Raw genomic sequence first — 15,125 nt, 5'->3', positions numbered from 1 at the left:
CCAGAGCGGACATTACAACTTTGCCATAATAATATTGGTGCGCATAATGTATATTATGTTAAATTGAATTTGAGATTAACAGTCCGGGATTCCTGTGAGTTAGTAACCACCCTACCAGCCCTGTTTCATGGATTAAGTACGAATAACTTCAGTATGTGTTCCTGCATTGGCAAACACATACTGAAGAGAACCAGCTAATGCATTTGGCGGATTAAACCCCCCACAGGCAACCTTACGTAATTTTAGACATTAGAAACTAAACCAAATAGTGTCGTCCGATTTTTACCCCAGGCGAGCTATACGCGACCTGGCCTCGTCAAGATGACTACGCAACGCTGCAAGACATTGGCCAAAATTGTCCGAGAAGCGACTGGACTCACTGGCCAAAGCAAAAAAGTTTTCAGCCAGCATCAGTGCTTCCTGCCAGATCTCCCCGCTGATTGCATCAAGCAATGTTGCCGGTCGAAGCGTATTCACTATTTCGCCACCTGTTTTCGGGGCAAAACCCATTGGCAGCATGTCGTAGGCTGGCGCAAGTTGGTATGGACGACCGTGACAGCTGATAAATGACAGATTACCGTGGTGCATGTCGGTATTGCCAATCAACATGCCAAACGCCCAAAGCCGCGCTGTGGCAATGGCGGCATCAGGATGAACATGCTCCTGCTTTACCAGCTCATTAACCAGAATGGGCCAGGGTTCTCTCGCCCGACCGACAAACTCTGCCTCCAGCGCTCGTAAAGAAAAGAGACCGATACGGCCCAGCGGGCCTACGCGGTCGAAGCGCGGAATCTCAAGAAAGCGCCGCCCTCCAAAATCAAACACCTCGGTTTCCACGCCAAGCACTTTCAGCGCAAGATGTTCAGCCTGTAGCAGATCGCGCCAGCGCTCGCTTATGGGGTTATCGTCTGCAGCCGTGAATTTCACCAGTACGTGGCCACGTTCTGTATAAGTGCAAAATTTTGGTTGCTCGCCGCCGGCAGATGAACCGGGAGCTTCACCGGAGCTGACAGCCAGCGCCAGCGTGGGATAGGTTGTCGCGCGATCAACCGGATCGGGCAACGGCATTTCCAGAAACTGATTCCTTGCCTGTTCTCCTATTAACAGATTTCCCACGGCATCGTGACCATGAGCCAGCAAGGCTCTGATAACATCAGTGTCTGTCCAGTCCTCTGGATCAGGCGTCAGGCCAAGCTCGGCTGACCAGGTTAATGCATAGGCCCGCCCAAGATATCCCTGCGGTCGCATGTCAAACAGCCACCACGGTAGCCCGTCGCTATAGAGACAGACTTTGTCTGCCTGCGCCATGACAAATCCGCCAGGATGAACCGGAATAAGGTTGCCCAATGGTTTTACCTGCCCCTCTTCCGTTATCCGATAAATAGGGGCGGAACGAAACCCGCGGAAAGCATCGCGTGAGGCATACTGAATAGATGGTCCAGAGCCAATGCGAACAACATCATCGCCAAGTGCTTTTAACTCACGGGACACAGTAGGCTGACTAATTCCCATAATATCAGCAAGTTGCCTTGCGGTTGTGGGTCCCTGCCGTAACCACTGGCGTATCGTATCAGATCGATTTGTCATGGCGATGAATCACTTAATGAATAGATAGGTGAATAGCTAATTTATCAGTTGTTTTAATGCATGTCATCTTCGCAGGATACTGATACGGGTTCAAATGAACGGCTGGGCTCCCTTCCCTGTTTTTTTCCGGTTGAAGAAACGAAAAAAAAACCGGCCAACACTATCCGGCCGGTTCGTTCAGTTCGTGGTGCAGTGTATCTGCTAGTTAAGTATCTTCAGATAATCAACGTCAATTTCAGTATGGCGATCGTCGCGATCTACGTCGCCCGTAATACGGACAGATTTTCCGCTCAGCCGACCATAATCATCTTCATCGTCGATATTGATACGAATGCGTCCGGTACGATCGGCAAACCAGAATTCATCATCATCGTCACCTGCCCGACCGGTAATCCTGCCTTCCAGCGTAACCCTGGTATCATCAGGCATTTTTTTGACTTGAGCGACCGTTGTCGAAACGGAATGTTCATTCGCCATTACGCCTGAACAGAATGTACTGATAGCCAAAAGCAGGATGGTTTTTTTTAACACGTTCATTGGTATAACTCCATTTCCCCCAAAGAAGTCATCGGAATGTACTCTATAAAATGGGAGGAAATAAGGAGAAATCAGGTAATTCAGACATTTGCCCAATAAAAAGTCTGCATCTTCTGACCGCTACTGAATAATTAAGGCTGGTTCATCCCGACCATAAACTGTGAACAGTTCGACGACTCAGAGGCAGATTTAATTTGTTCATCACTAAGGCTGAATGCTCTTGCAGACTGTGAATCGCCCAGCTTTTCTTTTGTCAGTCTGCCCAGTTCAACAACCTGCTCCGGTTTTACAATATGATTGTCTACTACGACGTTAATCAGAGTACAGGTAGTATTAATCGTGTTGTACTTCGATACGGTCATGCTGTTAACGGTATATCCGATCGCGCCCCCCAGGAGCAAAGCAATAACGATCAGTAACGCACTTTTCTTTTTATTCATATATCCTCTTATCTGGCTGATAAACGACCCTGCTCTTTATTGTAGCAGTTTGAGAAGTCGCTTCCTCTCCTGAGTGGAAACCATGATGCGACGAACGAGCTGGTGCGGTTAGCCAGCCACCTTGTACAACAATTGCCACACCCTCGCATTTACCTGGCGGCCTTCCTTGACTTAGTCCGGAATCGGACCACAATATTTTCACTCCGAGCTAACCGGTAACCTGATGTATATGGATATCTCTTCTCGTCACTTTTTCGTTTCGACTCACGTTAATAAAATCAGCGCGCTGATTGCCGCCACGCTATTGTTGGCAAGTTGTACTGCAAAACCCCCTGCTTCGCTGGTAACGCCGCCATCCGCGACGCCGGTTTCGCCGGTAAAGCAGCAAAAACTGAATGAACCTGTTCGCGGCGTCTGGCTGGCGACGGTTTCCCGGCTCGACTGGCCGCCGATAGCGTCGATTAATGTCGACAGCGCAAGCGCCCGCGCTGCGATGCAGAAAAAAGCGTTGACCGATAAGCTCGATAACTTACAGTCACTGGGCATTAACACCGTTTTTTTCCAGGTAAAACCTGACGGCACCGCCCTTTGGCCTTCCACTATTTTACCGTGGTCGGATATGCTCACCGGCAATATCGGTGAAAATCCCGGCTACGATCCGCTACGGTTTATGCTCGACGAAGCGCATAAACGGGGTATGCGCGTTCACGCCTGGTTTAACCCTTACCGCGTTTCGGTGAATACCCGCTCTTCCACCGTGGCGGAACTGAACCGCACGGTTTCGCTTCAGCCCGCAAGCGTTTTTGTACTGCACCGGGACTGGATTCGCACCGCTGGCGACCGTTATGTTCTCGATCCGGGTATTCCGGAGGTGCGCGACTGGATCACCAGTATCGTGGCTGAAGTCGTGAAAAACTATCCGGTCGATGGCGTGCAGTTTGATGATTACTTCTATGCCGAATCACCGGGTTCAGCGCTGAATGACAATCTCACCTGGCAGCGTTACGGTCAGGGATTCCACAGCAAAGCCGACTGGAGGCGTCATAATACCGAGCTGCTTATCGCACAGGTTTCCCGCACCGTCCGCCAGATCAATCCGCAGGTGGAGTTTGGCGTCAGTCCCGTCGGCGTCTGGCGTAACCGCTCGCACGATCCCGCTGGTTCAGATACGCGTGGCGCCGCCGCCTACGATGAGTCATACGCCGATACGCGTCGTTGGGTACAGCAAGGATTGCTGGATTACATTGCGCCGCAGCTGTACTGGCCGTTCTCGCGTGATGCGGCGCGTTACGACGTGCTGGCAAAATGGTGGGCAGAGGTGGTAAAACCGACCAAAACCCGGCTTTACATTGGCGTGGCGCTGTACAAGGTGGGCGAGCCGTCAAAAAATGAGCCGGACTGGATGGTGAATGGCGGAGTGCCTGAACTGAAAAAACAGCTCGATTTAAATGACGCTGTACCGCAGATTACCGGCACGATTTTGTTCAGAGAAAATAACCTCAATCAGCCGCAAACGCAGCAGGCGGTTACCTACCTGCGAAGCCGCTGGGCAATGCAAAACTCACCCTCTTCCGTTAGTGCTAAAATGCTGAATAATTAACACCTCAGGTATGCAGGGCGATGGTATAGCCCTGCTCACGCCAGTTGGTCAGCTGCTCCTGCTGTCGCCTGGAGAGCGCCTTGCCGGCCCAGACAAAAATTTGCTGGCCGGGGAACATCTCTGGCCGCGGCGACTCCAGCGGTTCGGCAAGCACGTGAATATTCCAGCCCTGGACGGATAAACGCCAGGCTTCAAGCCAGAGACGCGTCCGATCGTCCGTATCCCAGGCCAGAAGAAAAGCGTCTTTATCAGGATCGGTGCACTGCCGGACATTGTTCAGGCACACCACGACATAATCAATCAGCACGCCGTCCAGTAAGCTTCCCATGATCCGCGCCGTTGCCTGTTCAAGATTGAGGCGCTGGCGAACCGGGACAAAAATATGATCGATAATATCGTCTACGGAACAGGTTTCACCCAGCTCGGCGATGCGCATCCGCAGCTTATCGGGATTAATACGGCGTAACAGAGACATCATCTCTTCCTGCAACGCCAGCCAGCCGTCGTGCTGTGCTATTTGATTATCTTCAAGCAGCGCTTTGACCTTCCCGACAGGCACGCCGCTTTTTATCCAGCGCTTGATCTCTTCGATACGTCGGATATCTTCTTCGTCAAACTGACGATGTCCGCCCTCACTGCGTTGCGGTTTCAGTAATCCATAGCGTCTTTGCCAGGCGCGTAACGTGACCGGGTTTATCCCGCAGCGTTCTGACACGTCACCAATACTGTAAAAAGCCATAGAGTCCCTCTCACCAAAAGCCATACATCCTTGTATAACTTAACCAATGCAAACGGCATGTACAAATTTAATTTTGCTGTACAGCTCGCGAAATAGCGTTTGATCAGGGGCTGGCGCTTGAGAGATTTGTAACTAAATTTAACATTTAATTAAAGATCGGCTGTCCGTTCAGGCCAGGCGATAGCCTCAACGCCGGCCAGACAGGGACTGGCGAACAGGCTTCCCTGGAACTGGCTAATACCCGCAGATTCAAGCCACATCCACTCTTCCGCCTTTTCCACGCCAACTGCCGAAATAGCGATTTCAAGGGAGGTACAGCATCTGACAATGGCCTGAACAATCGCCTGCCGCGGCCCGCTCTTATGCACATCGCCCACCAGCGCGCGGTTGATTTTGATTCTGTCAGGCTGAAACTGAGCCAGCAGCCACAGCCCGCCGTAACCGGCGCCAAAGTGGTCGATAGCGACGCTGATGCCCGCGCTTTTCAGCAGCCGCACGGCGCGGGTGAACTCGTCCAGGCGCGAAATCACTTCGCTTTCTGTAAATTCCACGGTGACCTGCTCCGGAACCAGACCGTTGCTCTCAATCGCCTGAAGCAGCGTTTCGACAGCACCAGGAAGATTTACCAGCGTCATAGGAAGAAGATTAACCGAGATGGTCTGCTGTCGCAGATTGAGTTTTCCCGCCATCGCGAAGGCAATCTGCTTCGATTTGAGGTCAGCTTCATAAATGGCGTTACCGGTTAAACCGGCAAAAAAGTCTTCCGGCCCCCTGCCATCTTTTGTCCTGACCAGCGCTTCAAGCGAAACGACCTCTCTGGCGAAAGGATCGACAATAGGCTGAAAGGCAAAACTGCACTCTGCCGTATTCTCGAGCTCGATAGCGTTTTGCGCCACGCCTTCGCCATCGGTAATAAATTCCCAGGCGTTAGCGGGCGGAATTTCGAAATAGTTTTCTTTTTCAGTCGCTTCCACAAAGGTGCGGAAGAACTGAAGCGCCCGGTCATTAAACGCCAGCTGATATTTAGTGGTTCCCTTATCCAGAACCGTTTGCAGAACTTCATCCCTGTCATATTCCCGCAGATCGAACAGTTCCATCCCCACTTTACCGAAGCGACGCGACGGCGCGTAATCGCGCAGCAGTTCAACCAGGTTATGGTGTCGATCATCAGTGCAAATGCTGTTATAGATTTTCAGCACACTGTCTTCCGGTCCCTCGAGAAGCTGAAAAAAATGACGGCCATTGAACAATAAGATCCCCGTGACGTCGGCCTGTTCATTTTTGAAGTTTGCGGCGGCGACCATCTTTTCAAGTGAAACAAAGGTGATGCTTTCGCAAATATAGCTACGGTAGATGACCGTTGTGAGCATGATATTTCCAGAAATGAAAAATTGAGAAAACACCCTACCAGAACCGGGCCAATTCGTCTTGCGAAACATTACCTTTAGATAACATTATGTTCACAAAGGAAAATTATCACTTCTCTCTTGTGCAAATTTATCCTACGTCAGTAAAAAAGATGTAAAAGTAGGCTGTACAACTTACTTTTCCTCAAACAAAAAAAACACATCTTAACTATATGATAAAAAAGAGTTAGCATTAAATGCTAAAAATTAGCGTGCTAATCTATACGCTTTTTATGTACATGTTTTCTATGTTTGTATAACTTATATTGCAACTTTGTAGATTATTGAAACAAACGGGAGTCATACATGCATCACAACAGCTTTCTGGCCGGTTCTTCGAATGCGATTACCCAGTACTTCAATAAAGCTAACCTGCCGACTCAGCAGGAAACGTTGGGTCAAGTTGTGGTGGAAATCCTCAGCGATGGTAAAAGCCTGAACAGAAAATCTCTTTGTACAAAATTGTTGGGGCGTCTGGGCAAAGCGACCAGCCAGGAAGAGGAACACCATTATCACACGCTGATCGGTCTGTTATTTGATCGTTAGTGGGAAGTTCACGCCGAACCGCTGCGAGGTCAGCGACGGCATCCAGAGACGTAGTTATGAACAGAAGTGAAATAGAGCAACTGACAGATGAAATCATTGGTGAAGCGGTGTTAACGCTGCTGAAAAGCCATGGCCCGATTAATACCCAGGCGCTGATTGTGGCGCTGGGGAATATGGAGGCCAACGAGGGTGATAGCCAGCGGCGAGAGGCCATTAAAGGCGTTATTGCTGAAGTGAACAATATGTCTTCCCGGCGGGGCAAAAAAGCGCAGAAAGCGGATTCAAATGCAGAACAACGGGGCAACGTGCTGCAGCTGTTTGGCAATCGTCAGCCAGACAGCGCAAAAAAAATGCACTGACCACAACCTTATTCAACATTACGGTAAAAGCGCATGAGACAAGTTATGCTTAAACAGCCTGATATTTACGCAGTTCTTCCTGATACAGCAATGTCAGAATTTTTCCGCAATGCGGGTGAGCGACTCGCTGATGAGTCTGCCATTTTAGAAACCGCCATTAGCCACATCCTGGCGACGGATGTGCATATCACCAATAAAGCGATTATCCTGTGGCTGGTTCATGAGCTTGAAACTACAGATAATGTGGTTCACGCCGATGTGTTACGTAAAACGCTGGAAATTGTTGTCGGTTACACGATGGACGATATCTGACGGTTGGCCCATACCAGAATAAGACACCTTCTGGTATGGGCGAAGAGATTAAGGTTGTGAGGTCGTTTGCTCCGCTTTGCCAAAGAATTGTGTTGCGCCATGTGCATGTTCCCCGGCGCCGCTCACTCGCTTAAGTTGTACAACACCACCTTTTTCCCATGCGTTTGCCCCCGCCAGTACAGGCCGCGCCTGAATATCCTGGCGCTGTTGTTTAACCTCACTGGTATCGATACCCAGTCGACGGTCGCGGTCGGCCAGCAGCGCAGGATCAAGCTGCCCTTCTCCGGTAAAGCCCATCATCAACGCCGGTATGCCAAGCGGCAAGGTTTTGTCGCGGTCGGTATGCCAGGTATGCCAGGTCTTTCCGTAGGTATTGACAATTTTGCTCATCAGCGCCTTGTCCGCGACCGCCGGTAGTCCCGGCGCCACCAGACTGCCCGACTTCACCTCATACTGATGACTGTGCCAGAGTTTTTTCTCCTCTGGCGGCAGCGCGTTAAACAGGCGTTCGCTGATGATATACTCCACGCCCATCAGACGAGCGTCTTTGGTATTACCGTCATAGATTACCGCCTGCATCACCTCTTCATTCAGAACGGTGACGTAATGATGCGCCTCCATCTGCCCGTTTTTATCGCCGTTATAAAAGTGAAAGCCATCGAGATAGGCGCTGATGGCGTCAATGGGCGGGCGCGACTGGATCACCTGCGCGCCTGTCTCCAGAGTACGCAGTCCCGCCGACGTTTCTTTACCTGGCAGCGGCGTATTCGGCGGGGTGTTGTTCGCCCCGCATGCCGTCAGTTGTACAACGCAAAACGCGGTTAAGATCGCCTTCTTCACTTATGGCCTCCGGAATAAGGCGAAACTACGCCCGGCGAGTTCAAAATCGGTTTCGGTTTCAATGACCGTGCCCTGCCCCTCGTCTCCGGCGGTGGAGAGTTCAAGCACCCATCCGCCTTCGCCCGTTTCAGGGATGCTGAAGGGGACGCTGCCTTCAAACGGATTGAGCAACAGCAAAACGTCGTGCCAGATCCCCTCTTCAGTTTCGAGATCGGGACGCCCGATATATACCCCGAGAGTGGAGCCTTCGTCCCACTGCTCTGGCTGTTGCAGCCCGCCGCCGGCGTTGTACCACTGGATCACCATCCCGTCCCGCCAGTTCTCACGCCGTAGCAACGGCTGTGCTTTTCTCAGTTGAATAAGATGACGGGTAAATTCTCGCAGCGCCTGGGCGGATTCCGGTAAATTCTCCCAGTGAACCCAGGAGATCTCGCTGTCCTGACAGTAACCGTTATTATTCCCGCCCTGGCTGCGGCCAAATTCATCGCCTGCCAGCAGCATCGGGGTGCCGTGGGAGAATAACAGCGTGGCGAGGAAATTACGCTTCTGACGCTCGCGCGTGGCGATAATGGCTTCGTCGTCGGTAGGGCCTTCCACGCCATAATTGTACGATCGGTTATCGTTATGACCGTCGTTGTTATCTTCGCCATTCGCCTCGTTGTGCTTTTCGTTATAGGAGACCAGGTCGTTCAGGGTAAAGCCGTCATGCGCGGTCACAAAATTGACGCTTGCCCACGGTCGGCGTCCGCGCAGGTCGTAGAGATCGCCAGATCCCAACAAGCGCGCGGCAAAATCGGTCGAAACATTATCGCCCTTCCAGTACTCGCGCACCGTGTCGCGGTATTTGTCGTTCCACTCTCCCCAGCCGGGCGGGAAACCGCCAACCTGATACCCTCCCGGACCGATGTCCCACGGTTCGCCAATCAGCTTCAGTTTCGACAGCACCGGGTCCTGCATTATTGCGTCAAAGAAGCCGCCGCGCTGGTCAAATCCTTCCGGCTCACGCCCGAGGATAGTTCCCAAATCAAAGCGGAAGCCGTCGATATGCATCGACTCCGCCCAGTAGCGCAAAGAATCCATCACCATTTGCAGCACCCGCGGGTGTGAGGTGTTTACCGTATTACCGGTCCCGGTATCGTTGATGTAATAGCGATGCTGGTCGGGCAGCGTCCGGTAATAGGAGAAGTTGTCGATCCCCTTGAACGACAGAGTGGGTCCCAGCTCATTCCCTTCCGCCGTATGGTTATAAACCACGTCAAGAATGACTTCGATACCCGCATCGTGAAACGCGCGCACCATATCGCGAAAGCCCTGAATGCCGCGCGGTCCATAATAGCGCGTCGCGGGGGCGAAAAAGCCCAGCGTGTTATAGCCCCAGAAGTTTTTCAGCCCCTTATCGAGCAAATGCTGGTCGTCCGGGAACCAGTGTACCGGCAGCAACTCAACGGAAGTGATGCCGAGACTTTTAATGTACTCCACGCTGGCGGAATGCCCCATCCCTTCGAAGGTGCCGCGCAGTTCGTCAGGAATAGCGGGATTCAGGAAGGTAAAGCCTTTAACGTGCGTTTCATACACGATGGCATTGGGCCAGGGAATATCAGGACGATGGTTATCCTGCCAGTCAAAGGCGTTGGGATCGACCACCCGGCATTTCGGCGTAAACGGGGCGCTGTCGCGGGTGTCGAAGCTGAGATCTTTGTCTTCATGATCCAGTTCATAAGCGAAGTGCGCTTCGTTCCACTGAATATCGCCCACCAGTTCTCTGGCGTAGGGGTCGATTAATAGCTTATGTGGATTAAAACGATGGCCGTTTTCCGGGTCAAAAGGGCCGTAAACCCGGTAGCCATAGAGCGCGCCCGGTTCAAGATCCGGCACATAGCCATGCCAGATCTCATGGGTAAACTCCGGTAAGGTCAGACGGGCGATTTCATGTTCCCCGCCCGCATCGTACAGGCAGAGTTCGACGCGTTCGGCGTGGGCGGAAAAAAGGGCAAAGTTGACCCCTTTGCCGTCATAGTTCGCCCCTAACTGGTGACAGTGCCCTGCTCTGATTTCGAAAGCTTTGCCATTAGACATTATGCATTCTCCCTTGATGCGTCTGAATGTTCAGAAGAAACTTCGCGTAAAACGCCAATCAGCGGATGACCGGGTAAACGGTCAAGATAAAGCGTGGAGCCAACCGTCACCGTCTGCTGGTTAAAGACGTCCTGATACTGGCGATCCGCCAGCCGGGCGGGCAAGATAATCTGCGTTTGCGCGCGGATAGCCATGTCCGTCGCGCACAGCGATGCCTTCAGACGGCTGAAGAGCCAGCGCGGCGCCACCACCAGCAGCGCGTTTTCATCATCCGTCCGGGCAAAAGCGATAACGTTTTCCGCGTTCTCTCCCGTGGCTTCCAGCGGCAGATAATCGCCTTTACGGAACAGCGCGGGAAGCTGCTGGCGTAAACGTAACAGCGTGGCGGTGACGTACTGATTCACCTGGCCGCTCAGCCAGCATCTTTCCTCACTGAATACCTGGCTGTCGGCTTGTTCAAGTTGACGGGCCAGCTGGCTGAAATCCGGCAGGCGGCGGTTGTCCGGGTCGACAAGACTGAAGTTCAGCGCCTCGCTGCCCTGATAGATATCCGGCACGCCGGGGGCGGTCAGTTTGATCAGCGTCTGGGTCAGGCTGTTGACCAGCCCGGCGCGGATGAAAGGCTGTAACGCCGCGTGGAAGTCCTTCAGAAACAGTGTATTGTCCGGCGACAGCATATGACGCGCGTAGTCCAGCACCGCCGTTTCGTACGCTTCATTGGTATCGACCCAGTCGGTGCGCAGCTTGGCTTCACGCAGGGCTTTTTCGACAAACTCAAGAAAACGCGATTCCAGCGCATTCAGACCTTCAGCATCGTCAGGCGTGAATCCGGTCGGCCAGACCCCCGCCAGCGCCTGGTATAACATCCAGGTATCGGCGGATTTTGGCGCGGTGCCGTCGTTGAGAAACTTAACGTGCGTCTGATTCATCTGTCGCCAGCGGGCAACGTGTTCGGCCCAGCAATGGGGCGCTTCGGTGAGCGTATAGAGCCTGGCGCGGGCATCTTCGCCGCGCTTGGTGTCGTGGGTTGAGGTGCTGGAAAGCGCATCGGGCTGTAGACGTCGCCGCTCCAGCATCTCCTGGTGGAAGCGCGTCAGCGAAAAGGTGCGCTGCACCGGTTCGGCCCCCACTTCATTAAGCGCAAGATCCATGTTCTGGCGGAAAAACAGCGTATCCTCAACCGATTTCGCCATCAGCGGTCCGGTGAGCTGCTGAAAACGGGTACGGAACGCCGTGGCGGTTTCACTGAGGCAACCAGCATCGGCGCCGGTCAGCAGACGGGTGATAAACTCAAGCGCCTCCCCATCCGGTGCGTATTCGCTGGCGCTCAGACGGGCGGTAACGCGCCGCAGCAGTTCGCGGTCAGCGGTCGTGAAGCCCTGCGCATCGCCATAGGTACGATAGACCGGAAACGCAATCAGCACTTCACGCAGCGCCTCGCGAAGCTGCGCCTCCGTCAGCGAAACCTCCTGGTCGTGCGCCAGCCGCATCGCCAGCTTCAGCAGACGGCTAAACTCGCCGGCAAAATTACGCTCAACCATCAGCACGCGGGCTTTACGCAGCTCCGCCCGCATATCCACCTGCTGGCCGACGGCCTGCTGCCAGACCTGGCGCAGATCGGCAAGCGCCCGATCATCCACCAGCACTTCGGCCAGGGCGGCGATAAATTCATAGCCCGTCGTCCCGGAGATCGGCCACTCCGCCGGCAGATTTTCTCCGCGGGCAAGAATTTTTTCGACGGTGATATAGCAGTTCTCGCCCGCCTTGCGGCGTAAACGCCGGAGATAGGCCAGCGGATCGGCAAGCCCGTCAATATGATCGACGCGTAAGCCGTCTACCGCGCCGCACTGAACCAGTTCCAGAATCAGCCGATGGGTATCATCAAATACCGCGTCATCTTCAACGCGAACGCCAACCAGCCCGGTCACTTCAAAAAAGCGTCGGTAAGAGAGATTTTCTGCCGCCTCGCGCCAGGAGGTTAAGCGCCAGGGCTGTTGATCGTGTAACCGGGCAATAGCCTGTTTATCGGTGATGGTCAGCACTTCCGCCTGCCGATCCTGCCAGCACTCAGGGTCCAGCGGATAAAAATTATCAAAATACGCCAGCGTCGGTTTCCCCGTTTCGGGGTCGGGCCGGACAGCAATCTCCCCCTGCTCCAGCACCTTTTCAAACGTGTCGCCGAGAAACGGCAGCGTCAGCCGCTGTGACCAGTCGATATCAAAATGTCTGGCGTAAGCGCTTTTCTCGCCGTGCTCAATGACATCCCGCCACCATCGGTTTTCCAGCGAGCTGGCCATATGATTAGGCACAACATCGAGGATCAGCCCCATCCCCGCCGCATGGATCGCAGCTACCATACGGTCGAAGCCCTGCCGTCCGCCAATTGCCGGATCGATCTCATTACAGTCGGTAATGTCATAACCGTGGGTCGATCCCGTCGTCGCCGTAAAAATGGGCGAAGCGTACAGATGGGTGATGCCAAGCTGTCTGAGATAGGGAACGAGCTGCGTGGCTTTATCGAAGGTCATTCCGTTGCGAAACTGAATGCGATAAGTGGATAAAGGGACAGTCATGCGGTTTCTCCCTGCGCGAGGCGAACAACAATGGCGTTGGGATTAAGGCGTTCGCTGGCGTCAGGCCAGGCAAAAACCGTTTTCCCCGGCATGTCGGGCAGTACCACCGGCGTATCGCCGATATTGAACGCCAGCGACAGCGTTCCCGCAGCGAAGCGCCAGCGAACGGCGACAAATCCCGGCGCGGTTTGCACCACTTCGCCCTCCCCGCCGCGCGCGCTTTTCAGCAGCGGCACGATGAAGCGACGCCGTTTGACCAACAGCTCACGCGTAAAGGTCAGCCAGGATTTTCCTTCTTCGCTCTGCATTTTCGGCCAGTCGAGTTTTGAACGCGTGAACGTTGTCACAGCGTTCGGATCCGGGACATCTTCCTCCCCATGCCCGGTGTCTCCGGAGAACTCCTTTTTCCGCCCCTCACGCACCGCGCGCGCAAGTTCGTCATGGAAATCGGTAAAGAACAGGAACGGATGCGTCTCACCGTACTCTTCGCCCATAAACAGCAGCGGAATATGCGGCGAAAGCAGCAGCGCGGCCAACAGCACCTGCGTTTTATTCGCGCCTGCCAGCGTAATCAGCCGTTCGCCCTGCGCCCGGTTGCCGACTTGATCGTGATTCTGGATGAAATCGACAAATGCAACCGGCGTCTGCGCGCCGCTGGGAACGCCACGCTTCTCGCCGGTTCGCTCAGAGCGTTCTCCCTGCCATGCAAACCCTTCGCTGAGCGCTCTCGCGACATGTTGTTCAGGCTGGCTGGCGAAATCGGCGTAATAGGCATGTGTCTCACCGGTTGCCATAACGTGCACCGCGTTGTGAAAATCATCGTTCCACTCCGCCGTATACAGCGGCACGCCGCCATCCTCACTGCGCGGGTGCAGGAAAAGGACGTTGCGGTTGTCCTCGGTGGTGAGGTGTATTGGCCTGTCGGTAATATCACGGCGGATACGTTCGGCAATCTCAATCAACAGGTGTTCTGACGAGGTATCGGCAATATGGTCAATGGCATCGAAGCGTAATCCGTCCAGCTGGTATTCCTCCAGCCAGAAGAGCGGCGCTTCAGTAATGTAACGCCGTACGGCATCGTTTTCATATGCGATGCCGTTTCCCCACGGCGTCATTCTCTCAGGGTCAAAGAAATCGGCGGCCAGCTGCGGCAGATAGTTCCCTTCCGGCCCGAAGTGGTTAAGAACAATATCCAGCACCACCGACAGGCCGTAGCCGTGCGCCGCATCAACAAACGCTTTCAGATCGTCAGGCGAACCATAGGCCGAATGCGGCGCATAAAGCAGCGTTCCGTCATAGCCCCAGCCGCGGTTGCCGCCAAACTGCGAAACGGGCATTAATTCGATGATGGTGATACCCAGTTCGGCGAGATAGGGTAATTTTGCGATTGCCGCCTGCAAGGTTCCTTCCGGAGTAAAGGTGCCGATATGAAGCTCGTAAAATACCGCCTCCTCCCAGCGACACCCCTGCCAGTCCGCATTGCGCCAGTGAAAGGCGTCAGGGTTGACGACCAGCGAAGGACCATTGACATCGTGTACCTGCGCGCGTGAAGCGGGATCGGGGATCGCCGTGCCGTCGGCAAGTACAAACTGATATGGCGTACCCGCATGAACGCCCGGGATCTGCGCCTCGAACCATCCGTCGCCGCTGGCTGTCATCTCATGGTTTACATCATGAATACGAACAAAAACCTGCTCCTGATTCGTCGCCCATACGCGAAAGCGAACAACATCAGCGGCCACAAATTCACTACCCCAACTCTTGATAAAGGATTTTGAACTCATTCTGTCGCCCCATTAAACCCGTTTCGTCCTCGGGTTAGCTCTGTACAGCTCATCTTTGCACCGTCACTGTTTGACGGCATTCGAAGAACAAGCATAGACCAGCGGCGGCTTTGTGCAGGTGACAGCGTCACTAAAAAAGCGGCGTTGCCGCCATAAAACGATCGGATAAAGGGGTAAATGACTCCGGGTAAAAGAAATTACCCTCCTTATACCCCTTTAAAAAATATGGCCTTCGCGAGTTATTCAGATCATGTTGCGCTGTCAGGACAAAAGAGGAATGTTTGTCCGCAGAGGTAAAGCAGCAGAATGTCTGCCGACAATTAATT

At 53.5% G+C, this 15,125-nt stretch carries 13 protein-coding genes; 4 read left to right on the top strand and 9 right to left on the bottom strand.

Going from position 1 to position 15,125, the window contains the following annotated elements:
- Positions 1–282 precede the first annotated feature (282 nt).
- The 3 genes from yjjJ to K7R23_RS18770 form a co-directional block, all read right to left on the bottom strand.
- On the bottom strand, positions 283–1,587 hold the full coding sequence (gene yjjJ, locus K7R23_RS18780) for a type II toxin-antitoxin system HipA family toxin YjjJ (RefSeq protein ID WP_012905793.1): 1,305 nt from the start codon (positions 1,585–1,587) through the stop codon (positions 283–285).
- 201 nt (positions 1,588–1,788) lie between these two features.
- A complete protein-coding gene (locus K7R23_RS18775) occupies positions 1,789–2,124 on the bottom strand; it encodes a NirD/YgiW/YdeI family stress tolerance protein (RefSeq protein ID WP_012905794.1) in 336 nt (111 codons plus the stop codon).
- 131 nt (positions 2,125–2,255) lie between these two features.
- Complete coding sequence (locus K7R23_RS18770; RefSeq protein WP_012905795.1) at positions 2,256–2,564, bottom strand: hypothetical protein; 309 nt, start codon at positions 2,562–2,564, stop codon at positions 2,256–2,258.
- A 229-nt stretch (positions 2,565–2,793) separates the two neighbouring features.
- On the opposite strand from K7R23_RS18770, the gene K7R23_RS18765 reads away from it, so the two are divergent.
- Positions 2,794–4,164, top strand: a complete 1,371-nt coding sequence (locus K7R23_RS18765) for a glycoside hydrolase family 10-like protein (protein ID WP_024132659.1) — start codon at positions 2,794–2,796, stop codon at positions 4,162–4,164.
- A 4-nt stretch (positions 4,165–4,168) separates the two neighbouring features.
- Here the strand turns inward: K7R23_RS18765 and K7R23_RS18760 are convergent, their stop codons facing one another.
- Positions 4,169–4,903 carry a MerR family transcriptional regulator gene (locus K7R23_RS18760; protein WP_024132660.1) on the bottom strand — a complete coding sequence of 245 codons (735 nt, stop codon included), beginning with the start codon at positions 4,901–4,903 and terminating at the stop codon, positions 4,169–4,171.
- A gap of 149 nt (positions 4,904–5,052) precedes the next feature.
- Positions 5,053–6,273, bottom strand: coding sequence for a diguanylate phosphodiesterase (locus K7R23_RS18755; RefSeq protein WP_012905798.1), 1,221 nt, complete (start codon positions 6,271–6,273; stop codon positions 5,053–5,055).
- 342 nt (positions 6,274–6,615) lie between these two features.
- On the opposite strand from K7R23_RS18755, the gene ycgZ reads away from it, so the two are divergent.
- The 3 genes from ycgZ to K7R23_RS18740 are packed head-to-tail and all read left to right on the top strand — an operon-like array spanning position 6,616 to position 7,526.
- The gene (gene ycgZ, locus K7R23_RS18750; RefSeq protein ID WP_012905799.1) at positions 6,616–6,855 is read left to right on the top strand and encodes a regulatory protein YcgZ; all 240 of its coding nucleotides are present in this window, start codon (positions 6,616–6,618) and stop codon (positions 6,853–6,855) included.
- Positions 6,856–6,911: 56 nt separating this feature from the next.
- Positions 6,912–7,214 (top strand): hypothetical protein, encoded by a 303-nt coding sequence (locus K7R23_RS18745; protein WP_012905800.1) that lies wholly within the window; start codon positions 6,912–6,914, stop codon positions 7,212–7,214.
- A 45-nt stretch (positions 7,215–7,259) separates the two neighbouring features.
- Positions 7,260–7,526, top strand: coding sequence for a biofilm development regulator YmgB/AriR family protein (locus K7R23_RS18740; RefSeq protein ID WP_024132661.1), 267 nt, complete (start codon positions 7,260–7,262; stop codon positions 7,524–7,526).
- Positions 7,527–7,574: 48 nt separating this feature from the next.
- On the opposite strand, the gene K7R23_RS18735 is transcribed toward K7R23_RS18740, so the two are convergent.
- From K7R23_RS18735 to treZ, 4 genes are read right to left on the bottom strand one after another with little or no spacing between them, the layout of a single operon-like run.
- Positions 7,575–8,366 (bottom strand): OBAP family protein, encoded by a 792-nt coding sequence (locus tag K7R23_RS18735; RefSeq protein ID WP_012905802.1) that lies wholly within the window; start codon positions 8,364–8,366, stop codon positions 7,575–7,577.
- On the bottom strand, positions 8,367–10,442 hold the full coding sequence (gene glgX, locus K7R23_RS18730) for a glycogen debranching protein GlgX (RefSeq protein ID WP_012905803.1): 2,076 nt from the start codon (positions 10,440–10,442) through the stop codon (positions 8,367–8,369).
- Positions 10,442–13,015 carry a malto-oligosyltrehalose synthase gene (gene treY / locus K7R23_RS18725; RefSeq protein WP_012905804.1) on the bottom strand — a complete coding sequence of 858 codons (2,574 nt, stop codon included), beginning with the start codon at positions 13,013–13,015 and terminating at the stop codon, positions 10,442–10,444. The genes glgX and treY overlap by 1 nt, the downstream gene beginning before the upstream one ends.
- Positions 13,012–14,799: a malto-oligosyltrehalose trehalohydrolase gene (gene treZ / locus K7R23_RS18720; protein ID WP_012905805.1), complete on the bottom strand. Its 1,788-nt coding sequence runs from the start codon at positions 14,797–14,799 to the stop codon at positions 13,012–13,014. Before treZ ends, treY begins: the two co-directional genes overlap by 4 nt.
- Between the last annotated feature and the right edge of the window lie 326 nt (positions 14,800–15,125).

This window comes from Citrobacter rodentium NBRC 105723 = DSM 16636 (genome assembly GCF_021278985.1).
In the GTDB taxonomy this organism is placed as follows: Bacteria; Pseudomonadota; Gammaproteobacteria; order Enterobacterales; family Enterobacteriaceae; genus Citrobacter_A; species Citrobacter_A rodentium.
Note: the sequence above shows the minus strand (reverse complement) of the source record. Positions and strands in the feature narration are given on the sequence as shown.